This window comes from Anaerolineales bacterium (genome assembly GCA_019637805.1).
In the GTDB taxonomy this organism is placed as follows: domain Bacteria; phylum Chloroflexota; class Anaerolineae; order Anaerolineales; family UBA11579; genus JAMCZK01.
In genome coordinates, this window is sequence record JAHBVB010000001.1 from 538,054 (window position 1) to 553,902 (window position 15,849).

Here is a 15,849-nt window from a genome sequence, read left to right on the forward strand (position 1 = left end):
TCTTGGGTTAGCCGCCGTGCTGCGCTCCATGCTCGAAGAACGGTAACGGGTCGTGCAGCACAAAATCGGGACTATTGCGCCAGCGGCGGTACTCATCCTGCTCGGCCTGGCTGGCATGGCCGTCGTAATAGGTCATCGGCCCCAACTGGATGCTGCTCTGGCCCACGCGCACCTCAAAATGCAGGTGCGGCTCTACGACGAAGTAGGCATCGCCGCTGGCGCCGACCTGGCCCAGCCCTTGGCCACAATCCAGCGGCTCACGCATCACAAAAGGCGCCTCGTTCTGCAGGTGCGCATACAGCAGGTAAAGCGACTGGCCCTGTGCCACTTCAAACAGCGCCGCCAGGTCCGGCGACAACTGCGCCCAAGGTGTCTCCACGATCAGGTAATAGCCATAAATAGACGCATAACCCAGCCCGGCCACATAGCCGTCCAAGGCGGACTGCAGCGCGGCGCCGTCAATATGCCCGCCCTGCCCGCCCGGGTCGTTGCGCTGGTAGTAGGCAAAGTCCAGGCCATGGTGGCCGCCATCCCAGTCGCTGCTGCTGGGCGGGGCACGGAACTCCTGGCTGATATAGCCCAACAAAACCTGGAAAGTATGCCCCGCCAGTGGAGAGCACAGTGCGCTGACCGGAATGGGCGTGGGCGTAGGCAGCGGGGTGGCGCTGACGGTAGATTGTGGCGCCTCAGTCGGCGCTGGGGAAGGGCTGGGGTTGGGCGTCGGCTCGGCTATAGGCGCCGCACAGGCAGCCAGCAACCAGCACAGCGTAAAAATCAGGCGCTTCACAGCGTCATTCTAACGCCCAACAATCGAGATTTGCCGGTGTTATCATTGCCGAAACCGGATTTTTGCGGAGTTTGAATGAAGAAAATCAGTGTAATTGGGGTGGGCTATGTGGGCCTGGTCACCGCCGCCTGCTTTAGTGACCTGGGCAACCAGGTCATCGCTCTGGATGTAAATGAAGAACGCGTCGCCGGACTGAAGCGCGGCGAAATGCCGATCTACGAACCCGGCTTGGAAGAACTGGTGCAGCGCAACGTGCAGGCGGGCCGCCTGCAGTTCACCACCTCGTACCCCGAAGCCCTGCAGGACAGTGAGTTCGTCTTTATTTGCGTAGGCACGCCCTCCGGCGTAGACGGCGAAGCCGACCTGAAGTACGTAGAATCGGCGGCACGCTCGATTGCCGAGCACATGCAGGCTCCGCTGGTGGTGATCAACAAGTCTACCGTGCCGGTAGGCACGGGTGACTTTGTAGCCGAGATCATTAAGCACGCCCAGCCCAAGCCGATGGACTTCTGGGTGGTGTCTTGCCCCGAATTTCTGCGCGAAGGCGCCGCGATCAGCGACTTCATGAACCCACACCGCACCGTGCTGGGCTCGCTGCACCGCGAAGCCGCCGACAAAGTGGCCCAGCTGCACCTGCCGCTGCGCGCTCCGATCGTGATCACGGACCTGCGCACCGCTGAAATGATCAAGTACGCCTCCAATGCCTTCCTGGCCACCAAGATCTCCTTCATTAATGAGATCGCCGACGTCTGCGAGTCGCTGGGGGCTGATGTGAAAGAAGTGGCGGCCGGCATGGGTTTTGATACCCGCATCGGCAAGCAATTCCTGGAAGCCGGCCTGGGCTATGGCGGTTCCTGCTTCCCCAAAGACGTGAAGGCCCTGGCCTATATGGCCGAGGAAATGGGCCACGAGCCGCGCATTTTGAATGCGGTGATGGACGTGAATGTGCGCCGCCGCGACCACGCCGTGCGCCGCCTAGAACAGGCGCTGGGCGGGCTGCAAGGCCGCCGCATCGGCCTGCTGGGTCTGGCCTTCAAGGCCAACACCGACGATATGCGCGAGGCGCCCTCGATTGACATTGCCGAGGCCCTGCTGACCGCCGGCGCCGAAGTGACCGCTTATGACCCGGTGGCCATGCCAGCCGCCAGTGAGCTGCTGCCCAAGGTGGAGATGGCCGAGAATGCTTATGAACTGGCCCAGGACTGCGACGCCCTGCTGGTGGCCACGGAGTGGAACGAGTTCAAAAACCTGGACATGCTGCGCATCCGCAACAGTATGAAGCAGCCTGTGCTGGTGGACGGGCGCAACCTGTACCAGCCGCAGATCCTGCGCAGCATGGGCTTTCAGTATTACGGCATTGGGCGCGGCTACAACGAGAATGGCGCCGCGCAAACCAAGATCGAGGTCCGGCCCCATGCCGCCTGAGGTGCAGAACGATCATCCGCCAATTTGTGATTATGAGGGGTCCGATTATCAACAGCGTTTTTGGGAGCAGGGCGAACGCCAATACGAAGATCAGGTAGAAGCGGTCGCTATCCGGCGTTTGCTGCCGACCAGCGGCAAGTTGCTACTGGAAGTGGGCGCTGGGGCCGGGCGCAACACGCCGCGCTATCATGGCTACGAGCGCATCGTGGTGATGGATTACTCCACTACGCAACTGGAGCAGGCCCAGCAGCGCTTGGGAACAGACCCGCGCTATATCTATGTGGCGGCCGACGTCTACAAATTGCCTTTTGTGGATGGGCTGTTCGACGGCGTGACCATGATCCGCGTGATCCACCACCTGGCTGAGGCGCCGCGGGCGCTGGGCCAACTGCGCCAGGTGATGCAACCCAAGGGGGTCTTCCTGCTGGAATTTGCCAACAAGCGCAACCTGAAAGCCATTTTGCGTTACTGGGCCGGCCGGCAAACGTGGAACCCGTTTACCCCTGAGCAGGTTGAGTACATTCCGTTGAATTTTGATTTTCACCCACACACCATGCGCGGTTGGCTGAAACAAGCCGGCTTTCGCATCGAGCGCCAACTGAGCGTCTCGCACTTCCGCATGGGTTGGCTGAAGCGCAATATCCCTTTGGGCCTGTTGGTCGGGGCGGACGCAGCCCTGCAGCCGACCGGGGCGCTGTGGCAGTATACGCCGAGCCTGTTCTACCGCATGCGCGCCAGCGACGAAGGGGCAGCCGCCAGCCAGGGCTTCTTCAAATGCCCGGAATGCGGCACTTCACTGCCAGAGCAGGCAGGTGATGTGCTCGCCTGCCCAGGCTGCCAACGGCGCTGGGGCCGCAAAAACGGCATCTACAATTTCAAGCAAGCCCTGAAGTAACTCAGCTCAGCGACAGCCGCATCAGCCAGCGCGGCAGCTTGGCGCTGGTCGCATCCGTGAGCAGCACTCGCTGGAAACCGGCGCGCTCGAACATGGACGTGGTGCCCACATAAGCAAAGGCGCCGCTGATGCGTTTGCCCTGCGGGTCCACCGGGTAGGCTTCCAACCCAGGCGCGCCATAATGGCGTGCACACTCGATGACGCCCTGCAACAGGGCCGAGGCGATCCCGCGCCGCCGAAAACCCGTGCGCACGATGAAGCAGACCACCGACCATACCGGCTGCTCGTCAATCTTGGGGATCGTGCGGGAACGGACTAAACGCTCCATTTGTGGGCGCGGGCCAAAGCCGCACCAGCCCACCAACTGACCCTCCAGATAGGCCAGCACACCGGGCGGCGTGGGGTCGTTCAGCTGGGCGCGCAGGGCAGCCCGCCGGGCGGCCACCCAGGCGTCCAGACTCTCCTTCCTGGCTCCACTGTATTCTGAAGAAGACACCCGCCAATACTGGCAGGTGCAGGGGATGCGCTCAAAGAACTCCAGCAGGTCACCCCAATGCTGTGGGCCGGCAGGCACGATCTGCAGAGCGGTTTCTTCTGTTTTCACGAGACCAGCTCCAGCAAGCGCTGATATTGCCAGTCACGCTCTTTGGCGATGGCTGCGGCGGCATCCTGCGGGCTGCTGTCTCTGTGGATGGCTTGCAAGGCGTACAAGGCCGGACCAACCGCATGGGTACGCACATGCGCCGTGGCCACAGCCTGTCCGGCGGCGCGGGCCGCCGAGCGCGCCGGCGTGTCGGCGCCCACCTCACGGGCGGCGGCATGCGCATCCAGAGAGGCGCGGCGTATCACCGCCATGCGGAAGACGCCAGTATCCATCCAGGTTTGCAAAGTGTTTAGTGCATCACGCGGGCGTGTGTCATGTGGATAAGCCTGCTCAAAATAAGGCAGCGCACGCTGTGCGCATTGCTTTGCCCAAAGGCCCAAAGAGTGCTGACTGGCTTGCTCCATCAAGGGAAGCAGCCGCGGGTCTTGCTGAGTCAGCGAGAATTTGGGCTTTACGCTCACGTGCGTCCGGCAAAGCTAGTCTTCCAAGTTGGCCAGCTCATAGTCGATGATCTGCGCGAAGACCGAGAAAGGCTGGGCGCCAATCACGGCGATGCCATTGATGAAGAAGGTCGGCGTGGAGCTGACGCCCAAGGTGGTGGCAAAGTCAAAGTCGGCCTGGACGGCCGCCAGGTAACGCTGCTCTTCGTAGCAGGCGCTGAATTCGGCTGCATCCAAACCAGCCTGCTCGGCGTAGGCCAGATAGGTCTCATCGCCCAGAGGCAACTGCTGGCTGAAGAGCATATCGTGGTAAGCCCAGAACGCTCCCTGTTCATTGGCGCACTGGGCGGCCAACGCCGCCGGGAAGGCCTGAGGGTGAATGCTGGTCAGCGGAAAATCTTTGTAGACGAAGCGGATCTGGCCGCCATAGGTGTCTATCAACTGTGCGTGGGTCTGCGTGGCGTAGCGCTGGCAGAACGGGCACTCGAAGTCGGAAAATTCAATGATGGTGATGGGCGCATCAGCGGCGCCGAAACTGGGGTCATGGTCCTCTATCGGCACTTGGTAGCGGCGTTCCACGATGTCGCCGGAGGTCTGCTCTTGCGGCAGGCTTTGCTGCGGCAGTTCGGCGCTGCGCGGGGCGAGCGCGGAGAGCAAGCTGCTGCCCCAAACCAGGTAACCAAGCAGCACGCCGGCCAGAAAACCCAAAAGGCCGTACAAATGCGCCTTTTTAACTCTCAGACTGACAAGCTCATCTTCTGTACGAGGTGAAGCAACTTCTGCGGGGGAGGTGTTCTTCTTGCGAGTGGCCATGCAGGAATTATAGCTGGCCCCGTATAATCGCGCAGATGACACCTGTGGAAATACCCGGCCTAGATTTGCCCAGCCAGTGGATGAACGCGGCCGGCAGCCTGGGTTTTGCGCCCGCGGCGGGCCAGCCTCTGCCCGCGCCGCTGGGCCTGTTCGTCACCAACGCGATCAGCCTGGCGCCGCGGCGAGCGGCCGAAGCCGCGCAGCTGTTGGAGTTCCCCGGGGGTGTGCTGCTGCACAGCGGGCTGCCCAACCCCGGCCTGAGCGCGGCGCTGAAGAAGCACGCCAGCGCCTGGAAGCGCGGCGAGGTGCCGATTATCGTGCACTTGTTGGCGCAATCGCCCGAGGAGCTGCGCAAGATGACGCTGCGGGTGGAGGGCCTGGAGAATGTGCTGGCGCTGGAGATCGGCATTCCGGCAGACGCCTCCGCCAGCCTGGTGAGCGAGCTGTGCCAGGCGGGCCGCGGCGAACTGCCCTGTATAGCCCAGCTGCCTCTGACGCGCGCCCTGGAACTGTGCGACGCGGCCCTGCAAGCCGGGGCGGCGGCGATCAGCCTGGGGCCGGCGCGCGGCAGCCTGCCCGCAGCTGGTGGCCGGCTGGTGAGCGGACGACTGTACGGCCCGGCGCAGCTGCCCCAAGCGCTGGAGGCAACCCGCCAACTGGCCCGACAAAGCCTGCCGGTGATCGCGGCGGGCGGCGTCTATTCCCCGGCTGATGGCGAGGCGCTGCTGGCGGCTGGCGCGATGGGGGTGCAGGTGGATGCGGGGTTGTGGAAGGCCAGCGCGTTCTAGGAGCGTGTTGCGTATGTTGCTCCGGTCGATTTCGTTGATCGTGCAACCTGTGTAGATCGTGTAGGAGCTTGACAAGCGGCCCCGCCCCCCAACATGTAAAACGCCCAAACAATGCCAGAGCCTGGCACGATTATCCGCGATTCTGCTTAACTTAAGGGAAACCCAACCGGGTTGTCACGGAGTTGATGATTCACTTGGATTCTTCTCCAGCCAAAGTGTGACCGGCCCGTCGTTGTGGATTTCCACCAGCATCTCAGCCCCGAAGCGGCCGGTGGCGGTGGGCACGCCCTGCTGCCCCAAAAGCTCGACAAAGCGCGAGACCAGCGGTTCGGCCTGCTCCGGCGGGGCGGCCTGGGTGAACGAAGGGCGACGGCCTTTGGAGGCGTCGGCGTAGAGGGTGAACTGTGAGACGACCAGCGCCTGTCCCCCAATATCCAGCAGCGAGAGATTAATTTTCCCTTGGGGGTCTTCGAAAATGCGCAAGTGAGCGATCTTTTCAGCCAAATAGTGCGCTTCGGCTTCACCATCCGCCTGGCCTACGCCCAGCAAGATCACAACGCCCTGAGCAATCCGTCCCAACTCTTCGTCGCCGCTGGTGACCGCCGCCGAGCGTACCCGCTGCACCAATGCACGCATGGCGCGCAGTATACCATCGCGCCCTGGGCGTATATAATTCTCCCGTGACCGGCCCCCTGCTCTCCCTGATCGTCCCCGCCTATAACGAAGAACGGCGCCTGCCGGAGAGTTTGGCCAGGATCCGCGACTTTGTCCAGGCCCAGTCCTATCCCAGCGAAGTGCTGATCATTGAAAACGGCAGCAGTGACCGCAGCTTTGAGGTGGCTGAGGCGTTTTGCCGTGCCCATAAAGGCTTCCGGGTGCTGCGCGCCACGGGGCGCGGCAAAGGTCTGGCGGTGAAGCTGGGCATGCTGGAGGCGTGCGGCGAATTGCGCTTGATGCTGGATGCGGATCTCTCGATGCCTGTGGAAGAGGTCAGCCGCTTTTTGGCGCCGCTGCAAAGCGGCGTTCCGGTGGTGATCGGCTCACGCGAGGCGCCTGGCGCAGTACGCTACAACGAACCGGAGCACCGCCATATTGGCGGGCGGGCGATCAATACCATGATCCGCCTGTTGGCGCTGCCCGGCCTGCACGACACACAATGCGGCTTCAAAGGCTTCCGGGCCGAAGCGGCCGAAGCGCTTTTCCGGCGCCAGACGATCACGGGCTGGGCCTTTGATGTGGAAATTCTGTACATTGCCCGCCTGCTGGGCTACCAGATCCTGGAATTGCCAATCCCCTGGTACTACAGCCCGCAAAGCCATGTGCGGCCGCTGCACGACGCGCTGCAGATGCTGCGTGATGTGCTGACCGTGCGGCGCAACGCCCGTCAGGGGCGCTATGCCTAAAGAGATTGCGGTGCAGAGGCCGCGCCCCAGCCTGCAGTTTGAACTGCCGCTGTGGCGGCAAGGGTTAGGCCTGATAGCCGGCATTGATGAAGTCGGCCGCGGGGCACTGGCCGGGCCTGTTTACGCCGCGGCGGTGATCTTGCCGGCCCGCAAAAGCATTTTGCGCGAGTTGGACGGCGTGCGTGACTCCAAGCAGATGCGCCGGGCCGAACGCGAAGCCTGGGCGCCGATCATTCAAGAAAAGGCCTTGGGCTTTGCGATCGGCAAAGCCAGCTGCAGAGAAATTGATCGCATCGGGATTGCGCCAGCCACCCGGTTGGCGGCCAAGCGCGCCGTGCTGGGCTTGGGCATACCACCGCAGCATTTGTTGGTGGACTATCTGCGGCTGCAGGAACTGGACCTGCCGCAAAGCCCGATCGTGGGCGGCGATGCCCTGTGTCTGAGCATTGCGGCGGCCTCGGTGGTGGCCAAAGTGGCGCGTGATGCGGAGCTGTGCAAACTGGACCGGCGCTTCCCCCTGTATGGTTTTGCCGCGCACAAAGGCTATGCCACTGAAGCCCACCGCAGCGCCATCGAGCAATACGGGCCTTGCGCCCAGCACCGGCGCAGCTTTGCCCCGGTGCGGCTGCAATGAGACTGCGCGGCCTGCTGCTGACCTGGCTGCTGGCGGCCTGTGCCGCGGCGCCCAGCCCGCCGGCCGCAACCGCCCTCCCAACCCCGACGCCTTTTCCGCCGGCAGCCGCCAGCCCAACACCCACGCCTACAGTAGTAGAAAGCGCAACTCCGCCAACCGCGCCGCCGGCCCCAGCCGTGCGCACGCGCTACCAACTGCAGGCCGTGCTGGATTACGCCGCCCACCGCCTGGATGTCAACCAACAGATCGAGTACACCAACAACACGGCTCAGACACTGGAGGAGATTTGGCTGGTGGTGGAAGCGCCGCGCCAAAATGCCGGCGTCGAACTGCTGCGCCTGGAAAGCACTGCCGGCCCCGCCCTGAGCACAAGCGAACACCGCATTGAGGGCGGCCTGCTGCGCCTGCCGCTGGCCGCAGCGCTGCCCCCGGGGGAAGCGTTGAGCCTGGCGCTGGAGTACCGCCTGTACCTGCCGCAGGGCGCCGGCATGCTGAGCTGGGCCGAGCGGCAGACCAATTTCATCGACTGGTATCCCTATGTGCCGCCCTATATTGAGGGCCAGGGCTGGGTTGCCCACCCGCCGGCGGCCACCGGCGAACACGGCGTATACGAAAGCGCCGACTTCGACGTGCATCTGCGCGTGGTGAACGGCCCTTCCACGCTGAGCGTGGCCGCCCCGGCGCCGGCTGTGGCTGAAGATGGCGGCTGGCGCTACCGGCTGCAGAATGCGCGGCGCTTCGCCTGGTCGGCCAGCGGGCACTACCTGCGTCTGCAAACCCGCCAGGGCGACATTCCAATTTCGATCTATTACTACGCGGAGTTCCGTGATGCGGCCCAGGCAGCACTGCTGGCCGCGGCGGACGCCCTGCGCCTGTATGAGGAGTTATTTGGCGCATACCCCTACGAGAGCGCCACCATCGTGATCGCCGGGTTCCCGGACGGGATGGAATCGGACGGGCTGTTCTTTCTGGATATTGACTACTTCCGGCGCTACAGCTACGACCGGCGCAATTATCTAACCATGCTGACCGCCCACGAAATCGCCCACAACTGGTGGTTTGGCCAGGTGGGCAGCGACCAGGCGCTGGAGCCCTGGCTGGATGAAAGCCTGAGTATTTACGCCGAGTTGCTCTATTACGAAGCAGTGCAGCCGAACCTGGTGGATTGGTGGTGGGAGTTCCGCATCGGCCGTTTCGCCCCCAGCGGCAACGTGGACAGCCGCATTTACGATCACGATGGCTTCTCGTCCTATGTCGGCGCAGTATACATGCGCGGGGCGCAGTTCCTGCATGCGCTGCGCGGGCAGGCAGGTGACGAGGTCTTCTTCGCCTTCTTGCGGGAGTATGCCGAGCAGGGTCGCGGGCGTCTCATGACCCAGCATGATTTTTTCGCCATCCTGGCCCAGCACAGCGACGCGGATATCCGCGATTTGCTGACAGAGTACTTCGAGAACTAGACGCGGTAGAGGCCGCGCTGCAAGATCAGCTCGTAGACTGCGCCAGGCAGGTAAAAGCGAAAATGGCCGCCTTCACGCACCCGGCGGCGGATCTGGCTGGAGGAGATCTCCAGCAGGGGCGCGTCCACCAATTCCAGCTTGGCGCTGATGCCGGGCAGGGCCGCCTCCAGGGCGGCCAGGTCCGGCTGGGCGCCAGGGCGCAGCATGACGCCCAGGGCGGCGCAGGCCGCCAGAAAATCGGCGGGGCGGTGCCAGCTGGGCAAATGCTCGAGGGAATCGCCGCCGATCAGGTAGACGAATTCGTGCTGGGGATATAGGCCGGCCAGTTGGGCCAGGGTATCTACGGTGTAGTGCGGGCCGGGGCGTTCGACCTCCACGGTGGAGAGCTCAAAGATGCTCTGGCCGCGAATGGCGGCATGCAGCAAGTCCAGCCGGTCTTGCAGCGCGCTGATCTGCTTATCCAGTTTGTGCGGCGGCTGGGGGGTGAGGACGAAGAGCACCTTCTCCAGGCCCAGCTGGGCCTGCGCCTCAGCGGCCAGGATCAGGTGCCCCAGATGCGGCGGGTCAAAAGTGCCGCCAAAGATCCCCAGGCGTGGGCTCAATCCTGCCACTCCAGCTCATACTCGCCAATGCGCACCATGTCGCCGTGCTGCACGCCGGCCTTGCGCAAGACCTCATCGGCGCCCAAGTGCTGCAGGATGCGCTGGAAGCGGCGCACGGACTGGTCGTGCTCCCAGTAGGTCATGGCGGCGGCCCGTTCCAGAGGCGCGTTGTGGAGGCGCCAGGCCTCATCTTCACGTTCCACGTGGAACTCATTGCGGTCCGTCTGCGGGCGATAGACCGGCAATTCAGGGGCCGGTTCAGGAGGCGGCAGCTCCGCCAGGGTGGCCGCGGCGGCGCCCAGCAGCTGGCGCACGCCCTGCCCGCTGGCGGCCGAAATGGCCAGCGCCCGGTGCCCCAGTTTTTTGAGCTGCTTCTCCAGGTCCGGCCAACGGGCCTGCACGTCGGGCAAATCCATTTTGTTGAGCGCCACGATCTGCGACTTTTCAGCCAGCTGGGGGTCGAAGAGGGCCAGCTCGCTGTTGATCTGGCCAAAGTCGGCCAGGGGGTCCTCCGCCAGGCCATCCAGCAGGTGCACCAGCACCCGCGTGCGCTGGATATGGCGCAGGAAGTCATGACCCAGGCCCTTGCCTTCGTGGGCGCCTTCGATCAGGCCGGGGATGTCGGCCAACACCAAGCTAGTGTCTTCGTCCAAGGCAGCGACACCCAGGTTGGGCTGCAGAGTGGTGAAGGGATAGTTGGCGATCTTGGGCTTGGCGCGGGTCAGTGAGGCCAGCAAGGTGGATTTGCCCGCATTGGGCACACCCACCAGGCCCACGTCAGCGATCAGGCTGAGCTCCAGGCGCAGGTTCAGCTCCGTGCCGGGGGCGCCTTTCTCGGCGATGCGCGGCGCCTGGTTGCGCGAGGTGGCGAAGTGCTGGTTGCCGCGGCCGCCGCGGCCGCCGGGCAGCACCACCATGCGCTGATCGCTGGCGGTCAGGTCGCCGATCAGCTCGCCGCTGGCCGCGTCCCACACGCGTGTGCCGGGCGGCACGCGCAGCTCCAAGTCCGGCGCGGCGCGGCCGCTGCGCCGGTTGGTGCCGCCAGCACTGCCGTCCTCGGCCACAAATTGCTTTTTGAAACGGAAAGTGTGCAGGGTGCGCAGCATCTCATCCACCACCAGCACGACTGCACCGCCGCGGCCGCCATCGCCCCCATCCGGCCCGCCGCGCGGGTTATGTGAGCTGCGATGAAAATGGACCATGCCATCGCCGCCTTTTCCTGAGCACACGGAAATTTCTACTTCGTCTAAAAACTGGGGTTCACTCATAAGACAGGGTGGATTATATCCAACAGGGGGATTGCACCCCATTTGTGAAGTCATTGTACTGATTTGCACAATAGAAAAAGCGGTGATAAAGTTATGTGGCTGTTGCCAGGAGGATCTTCGCCAGATGAGCAAACCGATTCCAGACATCGTTATTGGGCGCCTGCCGATTTACCTGCGCGCCCTGGTGCAAATGGCCCAGGAAGGCCGACAAGTGACCAGTTCGCAGGAATTGGGCGAACGCCTGGGCATTTCCGCCGCCCAGATCCGCAAGGATCTCTCGCAGTTTGGCGAATTTGGCAAGCAAGGCACGGGTTACCGCATCGAGTTCCTCTCCAAGCAGCTCGGAGAGATCCTCAAAGTGGACCGCGTGTGGGATGTGGCAATTGTGGGCGCCGGCGACATTGGCCGGGCGCTGGCGAGCTACAGCGGGTTCAGTGAGCGCGGCTTTCGTATTGCCATGATCTTTGACAGCAAGCCGGAACTGGTGGACAAAGAAGCCGCCGGAATTGTGATCAGGGACAGCCGCAAGTTGAAAGAGGATATCGCTGCGGCCGGCATTAAGATTGCCATGATCGCCGTGCCGGCCACACAGGCCCAGGAAGTGGTCAACCAGCTGGTCGAGGCCGGGGTGCGCGCCATTCTGAGCTACGCCCCGGTGCACCTGAGCGTGCCGGCCGGGGTACGCGTGCAGAACATCGACCCATCGATCCACCTGCAGCGCATGACATACTATCTGGATTAGCCAGTCAAAAACAAAAAGCGGCGCTTAGCGCCGCTTTTTTTGTACCAAGTGAAGTTTTTTCCTATAACCGGTTGATGCGCTGCAGCATCTGGGCCATGTCCACGGCGCGCAGGGCGCCGATGGCGGTGCAGTTGACCGGGTCGTCCACCAAGTAGGCCGGCACGCCCAGTTTCTGGGTCATCAGGCGGTCCATGCCGCGCAGCAGCGCACCGCCGCCGCAGATGGCCACGCCGCGGTCAATGATGTCCGAAGCCAGTTCGGGCGGGGTCTTCTCCAGCACCTGGCGCACCATTTCGAACATTTCGTCCAGCGTGGGCTGCACCGCTTCGACCACTTCCGAGGTGGTAATGGTCATGGGGCGCGGCAGGCCGGTGATCTGGTCCTGGCCCTGCAGTTCGATACTGTGCTCTTCATCCTGGGGGATGGCGGCGCCCACGCGCAGCTTGACCATTTCGGCGGTGCGCTGGCCGATGTGCAGGCCGTATTTGCGGCGCACATAGGCAGCGATGGCGTCGTCCAGGTCCAGGCCGCCCACGCGCAGCGTGTCGCCGGAAACCACGTCGTTCATGGCGATCACGGCCGCCTGGGTGCAGCCGCCGCCCATGCTGACCACCATGTTGCCGGTGGGCGTGCCTACGGGCAAGTCAATGCCCAGGGCAGCGGCCAAGGGCTGCGGCACCAGATGGGCGTCGCCCACCTGCAGGGCGGCTTCGTGCACGGCGCGGCGCTCTACGCTGGTGATGGCGTAGGGATGGGTGACCATGACGCGCGGCTTGAAGAAGCGCACCGAGCCGCCGATCTTGCGCACCAAATGGTCAATAAGCAGTTCAGTCAGTTCGTAATAGGCCACGACCCCTTTTTGCAGGGGACGAATGACCTCGATGGATTCTTCCAAGACGCGGCCGACCATGCCCAGGGCTTCGTCGCCCACGGCCACGATCTTTTGCTCATCCAGGTCAACCGCCACAATGGTGGGTTCTTGCAGCACGACTTCTCCGCCTTCCACAATGCGGATGAACATCGTGCCCAGGTCGATGCCAAGTTCACGCGACAGAATTGCCATAGTTAAAGCTTACCCAACGCGGCTCTTGCGAGGCGCGGTTGATCAGACGAATTAGACATAAGGGGCGTATTTTACTCGCCCGAAGGGGAAGTTGGGAACTGGCTACTGCGCCGGGTGGTGCGGCCGTACTTGCGGGCGACATCCAAACGCAGGGAGGAGCGGCGCAGGGCCGCCTCGGCAGCCAACAGAGCTTCGGCATCCTTACCGGGGCCTTCGGCCAGGCGCTGCTCGGCGCGGCGCCTGGCTTCTTCGGCGCGGGCAATGTCGATCTCGCCCACATCTTCGGCGGCGTCCGCCAGGATGGTGACGATGTCAGGCTGCACTTCCACCAGGCCGCCGGTGACGGTGAAGAGATGCTCCTCAGTGCCCTGGCGCACTTTGATCACGCCGAGACCCAGGGTGGAAAGCAGGGGAACGTGTCTGGGCAAAATGCCCATCTCGCCATCCGTGCCAGGAACGACAACAATATCGGCATCGCCCTGGAAAACGGCACGGTCTTGGGAAACAATTTCGCAACGGATGGTCATGGCAAGCTCACATTCGCTCGGCTGGGTGCGGGGTCAAACCCCACACCCAGCCAGGCGCAATCTTATTCAGACAGCTTCTTGGCCTTCTCGACCACTTCGTCGATGCCGCCGACCATCATGAAGGCCTGCTCGGGCAGATCGTCGTGCTTGCCGTCAAGGATCTCGCGGAAGCCGCGCACGGTGTCCTCCAGCGAGACATAGCGCCCGGGGATACCGGTGAACTGCTCGGCCACGTAGAAGGGTTGGGAGAAGAAGCGCTCCACCTTGCGGGCACGCGCCACGATCAGCTTGTCGTCTTCGCTGAGCTCGTCAATGCCCAGAATGGCGATGATGTCCTGCAGGTCTTTGTAGCGCTGCAGCACGCGCTGCACTTCGCGGGCGGTGCGGTAGTGCTCCTCGCCGACCACGTTCACGTCGAGAATGCGGGAGGTGGAAGCCAGCGGGTCTACCGCCGGGTAAATGCCTTTGTCGGCGATGGAACGTTCCAGAGCAATGGTGGCGTCCAGGTGGGTGAAGGTGGCCACCGGAGCGGGATCGGAGTAATCGTCCGCCGGTACATAGACCGCCTGCATGGAGGTGATGGAGCCGGAGCGGGTGGAGGTGATGCGCTCCTGCAGCTGGCCCATTTCGGTGGCCAGGGTGGGTTGGTAACCCACCGCAGAAGGCATACGGCCCAGCAGCGCCGACACTTCGGAACCGGACATGGAGAAGCGGAAGATGTTGTCCACGAACAGCAGCACATCGCGGCCCTGGTCACGGAAGTATTCCGCCATGGTCAGAGCGGTGAGGGCCACGCGCAGGCGGCTGCCAGCGGGCTCATTCATCTGGCCGTAGACCAGCACAGTATCCTTCAATACGCCGGACTCGATCATTTCACGGTAGAGCTGGGTGCCTTCGCGGGTGCGCTCACCCACGCCGGCAAACACGGAATTGCCCTGGTGTTCCTTGGCGATGGAGCGGATCAGTTCCATGATGATCACGGTCTTGCCCACGCCGGCGCCGCCGAAGATGCCGGTCTTACCGCCCTTGGTGAAGGGGGCGATCAGGTCGATGACCTTGACGCCGGTCTCGAAGACTTCCACGCTGGTGGATTGGTCTTCGAAGCCCGGGGCCGGGCGATGGATGGGGTAATAAGTGTCGCTGGTGACCGGGCCGAGACCGTCAATCGGTTGGCCGAGCACATCGAACATGCGGCCCAGGGTGGCCTCGCCCACCGGCACGGTGATCGCCGCGCCGGTAGATGCCACGTCCATGCCGCGGCGCAGACCTTCGGTGGCATCCATGGCCACACCGCGCACCTGGCCTTTGCCCAGATGGGTTTGTACTTCAACCACTACCGGGCGTTCTTCGCCGCGCTCGATCTCGACGGCATCATAGACGGAGGGCAGTTCGCCTTCAGGAAAAGCGATATCCACCACACCGCCCAAAATTTGCACCACTTTGCCTTTTGCTTCAGCCATTCGTCCTCCAATAATTCCTATTCTTACTTGCTGGCCTGCGCCAAAGCCTCGGCGCCGCCGGCGATGTCCAGCATTTCATTGGTGATGCTCTGCTGGCGGATCTTGTTGTATTCCAGGGTCAGGGCGTTGCCCAGTTCGTTGGCGTTGTCGGTGGCGTTCTTCATCGCCACCATGCGGGCGGCGTGCTCGCTGGCGTTGGATTCCAGCAGCGCCTGGTAAACCTGCAACGCGGTAAAGCGCGGCACGATCTGGTCGAGGATCTCTTCTTGTCCCGGTTCGTAAATGTACGAAGCCGCCGGGCCGCTGTGGGCGGCTGCGGGCGGCTCGCCGAATTCCGAGCGCACGAGGCCCTCAGTGGTGCCGAATTCCAGGGGCAGCAGTTTCTTCACGGTGGGCACCTGGCGCGCCATGTTGACGAAGTTGGTATAGATCAGGTAGACCTCGTCGGCGGCGCCGGAAAGGAACTCATCCACCACGATGCGGCCCACCGGCGAGGCATCGGCAAACTCGGGTTCAGGCGGCAGTTCAGTGAACTGCGCCATCACATTCAGGCCGCGGCGGTGCAGCAGCTCGGCGCCTTTACGGCCCACGGCGATATAGCGCACGGGCACGGCGTAATTCTGGAAGTGTCCCAGCGTATAACGCAGGATGTTGGTGTTATAGGGTCCCGCCAGGCCGCGCTCACCGCTGACCATCACCACGATGACGTTCTTGACCTCGGGGCGCTCGATGAGCAGCGGGTGCAGGGTGTTGCGCCCGGGCTGCCCGGCGATGTGGGTCAGTACCTGCCAGGCTTTGCTGGCGTAAGGGCGGGTGTGCTCCACCGCCTCCATCGCCTTGCGCACGCGGCTGGCGCTGACCGCCTGCAGGGCGCGCGTCACCTGGCGGATGTTCTTGACGCTGCGGATGCGTAGGCGAATTTCGCGGGTGTTAGCCATGAG

The 15,849-nt window shown here is 63.3% G+C and carries 18 protein-coding genes; 7 read left to right on the forward strand and 11 right to left on the reverse strand.

Annotation, left to right across the window (positions count from 1 at the left end; genetic code table 11):
* Positions 1–7: 7 nt before the first annotated feature.
* Complete coding sequence (locus tag KF885_02585; protein MBX3048039.1) at positions 8–787, reverse strand: hypothetical protein; 780 nt, start codon at positions 785–787, stop codon at positions 8–10.
* Positions 788–862: 75 nt separating this feature from the next.
* Here KF885_02585 and KF885_02590 point away from each other — a divergent pair, with 75 nt between their 5' ends.
* Both KF885_02590 and KF885_02595 read left to right on the forward strand, forming a co-directional pair.
* Complete coding sequence (locus tag KF885_02590) at positions 863–2,212, forward strand: UDP-glucose/GDP-mannose dehydrogenase family protein (GenBank protein ID MBX3048040.1); 1,350 nt, start codon at positions 863–865, stop codon at positions 2,210–2,212.
* Positions 2,202–3,107: a methyltransferase domain-containing protein gene (locus KF885_02595; GenBank protein ID MBX3048041.1), complete on the forward strand. Its 906-nt coding sequence runs from the start codon at positions 2,202–2,204 to the stop codon at positions 3,105–3,107. The genes KF885_02590 and KF885_02595 overlap by 11 nt, the downstream gene beginning before the upstream one ends.
* A 1-nt stretch (position 3,108) precedes the next feature.
* Here the strand turns inward: KF885_02595 and KF885_02600 are convergent, their stop codons facing one another.
* The 3 genes from KF885_02600 to KF885_02610 form a co-directional block, all read right to left on the reverse strand.
* Positions 3,109–3,711 carry a GNAT family N-acetyltransferase gene (locus KF885_02600; protein ID MBX3048042.1) on the reverse strand — a complete coding sequence of 201 codons (603 nt, stop codon included), beginning with the start codon at positions 3,709–3,711 and terminating at the stop codon, positions 3,109–3,111.
* Positions 3,708–3,983, reverse strand: coding sequence for a hypothetical protein (locus tag KF885_02605; GenBank protein MBX3048043.1), 276 nt, complete (start codon positions 3,981–3,983; stop codon positions 3,708–3,710). The genes KF885_02600 and KF885_02605 overlap by 4 nt, the downstream gene beginning before the upstream one ends.
* 204 nt (positions 3,984–4,187) lie before the next feature.
* Positions 4,188–4,964 carry a DsbA family protein gene (locus KF885_02610; GenBank protein MBX3048044.1) on the reverse strand — a complete coding sequence of 259 codons (777 nt, stop codon included), beginning with the start codon at positions 4,962–4,964 and terminating at the stop codon, positions 4,188–4,190.
* Between the two features lie 35 nt (positions 4,965–4,999).
* Between KF885_02610 and KF885_02615 the strand changes: the two genes are divergently transcribed.
* Entirely contained in the window at positions 5,000–5,752 is a 753-nt protein-coding gene (locus KF885_02615) for a hypothetical protein (protein MBX3048045.1), read from the forward strand.
* A 174-nt stretch (positions 5,753–5,926) separates the two neighbouring features.
* On the opposite strand, the gene dtd is transcribed toward KF885_02615, so the two are convergent.
* Positions 5,927–6,388 carry a D-tyrosyl-tRNA(Tyr) deacylase gene (gene dtd, locus KF885_02620; protein ID MBX3048046.1) on the reverse strand — a complete coding sequence of 154 codons (462 nt, stop codon included), beginning with the start codon at positions 6,386–6,388 and terminating at the stop codon, positions 5,927–5,929.
* On the opposite strand from dtd, the gene KF885_02625 reads away from it, so the two are divergent.
* The 3 genes from KF885_02625 to KF885_02635 are packed head-to-tail and all read left to right on the forward strand — an operon-like array spanning position 6,379 to position 9,246.
* Positions 6,379–7,155 (forward strand): glycosyltransferase family 2 protein, encoded by a 777-nt coding sequence (locus tag KF885_02625; GenBank protein MBX3048047.1) that lies wholly within the window; start codon positions 6,379–6,381, stop codon positions 7,153–7,155. The genes dtd and KF885_02625 overlap by 10 nt on opposite strands.
* Positions 7,148–7,789 (forward strand): ribonuclease HII, encoded by a 642-nt coding sequence (locus KF885_02630; protein MBX3048048.1) that lies wholly within the window; start codon positions 7,148–7,150, stop codon positions 7,787–7,789. The genes KF885_02625 and KF885_02630 overlap by 8 nt, the downstream gene beginning before the upstream one ends.
* Positions 7,786–9,246: a hypothetical protein gene (locus KF885_02635; GenBank protein MBX3048049.1), complete on the forward strand. Its 1,461-nt coding sequence runs from the start codon at positions 7,786–7,788 to the stop codon at positions 9,244–9,246. Before KF885_02630 ends, KF885_02635 begins: the two co-directional genes overlap by 4 nt.
* Here KF885_02635 and nadD read toward each other — a convergent pair.
* Together nadD and obgE are read right to left on the reverse strand one after the other, a co-directional pair.
* Positions 9,243–9,848: a nicotinate-nucleotide adenylyltransferase gene (gene nadD, locus KF885_02640; GenBank protein ID MBX3048050.1), complete on the reverse strand. Its 606-nt coding sequence runs from the start codon at positions 9,846–9,848 to the stop codon at positions 9,243–9,245. The genes KF885_02635 and nadD overlap by 4 nt on opposite strands.
* Positions 9,845–11,116, reverse strand: coding sequence for a GTPase ObgE (gene obgE / locus KF885_02645; protein MBX3048051.1), 1,272 nt, complete (start codon positions 11,114–11,116; stop codon positions 9,845–9,847). The genes nadD and obgE overlap by 4 nt, the downstream gene beginning before the upstream one ends.
* 124 nt (positions 11,117–11,240) lie before the next feature.
* Here obgE and KF885_02650 point away from each other — a divergent pair, with 124 nt between their 5' ends.
* Positions 11,241–11,858 (forward strand): redox-sensing transcriptional repressor Rex, encoded by a 618-nt coding sequence (locus tag KF885_02650; protein ID MBX3048052.1) that lies wholly within the window; start codon positions 11,241–11,243, stop codon positions 11,856–11,858.
* Between the two features lie 61 nt (positions 11,859–11,919).
* Here KF885_02650 and KF885_02655 read toward each other — a convergent pair whose 3' ends face one another.
* The 4 genes from KF885_02655 to atpG form a co-directional block, all read right to left on the reverse strand.
* Entirely contained in the window at positions 11,920–12,921 is a 1,002-nt protein-coding gene (locus KF885_02655) for a rod shape-determining protein (protein MBX3048053.1), read from the reverse strand.
* 71 nt (positions 12,922–12,992) lie between these two features.
* Positions 12,993–13,448, reverse strand: coding sequence for an ATP synthase F1 subunit epsilon (gene atpC, locus KF885_02660; protein MBX3048054.1), 456 nt, complete (start codon positions 13,446–13,448; stop codon positions 12,993–12,995).
* 62 nt (positions 13,449–13,510) lie between these two features.
* Entirely contained in the window at positions 13,511–14,908 is a 1,398-nt protein-coding gene (gene atpD, locus KF885_02665; protein MBX3048055.1) for a F0F1 ATP synthase subunit beta, read from the reverse strand.
* 23 nt (positions 14,909–14,931) lie between these two features.
* The gene (atpG, locus tag KF885_02670; GenBank protein ID MBX3048056.1) at positions 14,932–15,846 is read right to left on the reverse strand and encodes an ATP synthase F1 subunit gamma; all 915 of its coding nucleotides are present in this window, start codon (positions 15,844–15,846) and stop codon (positions 14,932–14,934) included.
* Positions 15,847–15,849 lie beyond the last annotated feature (3 nt).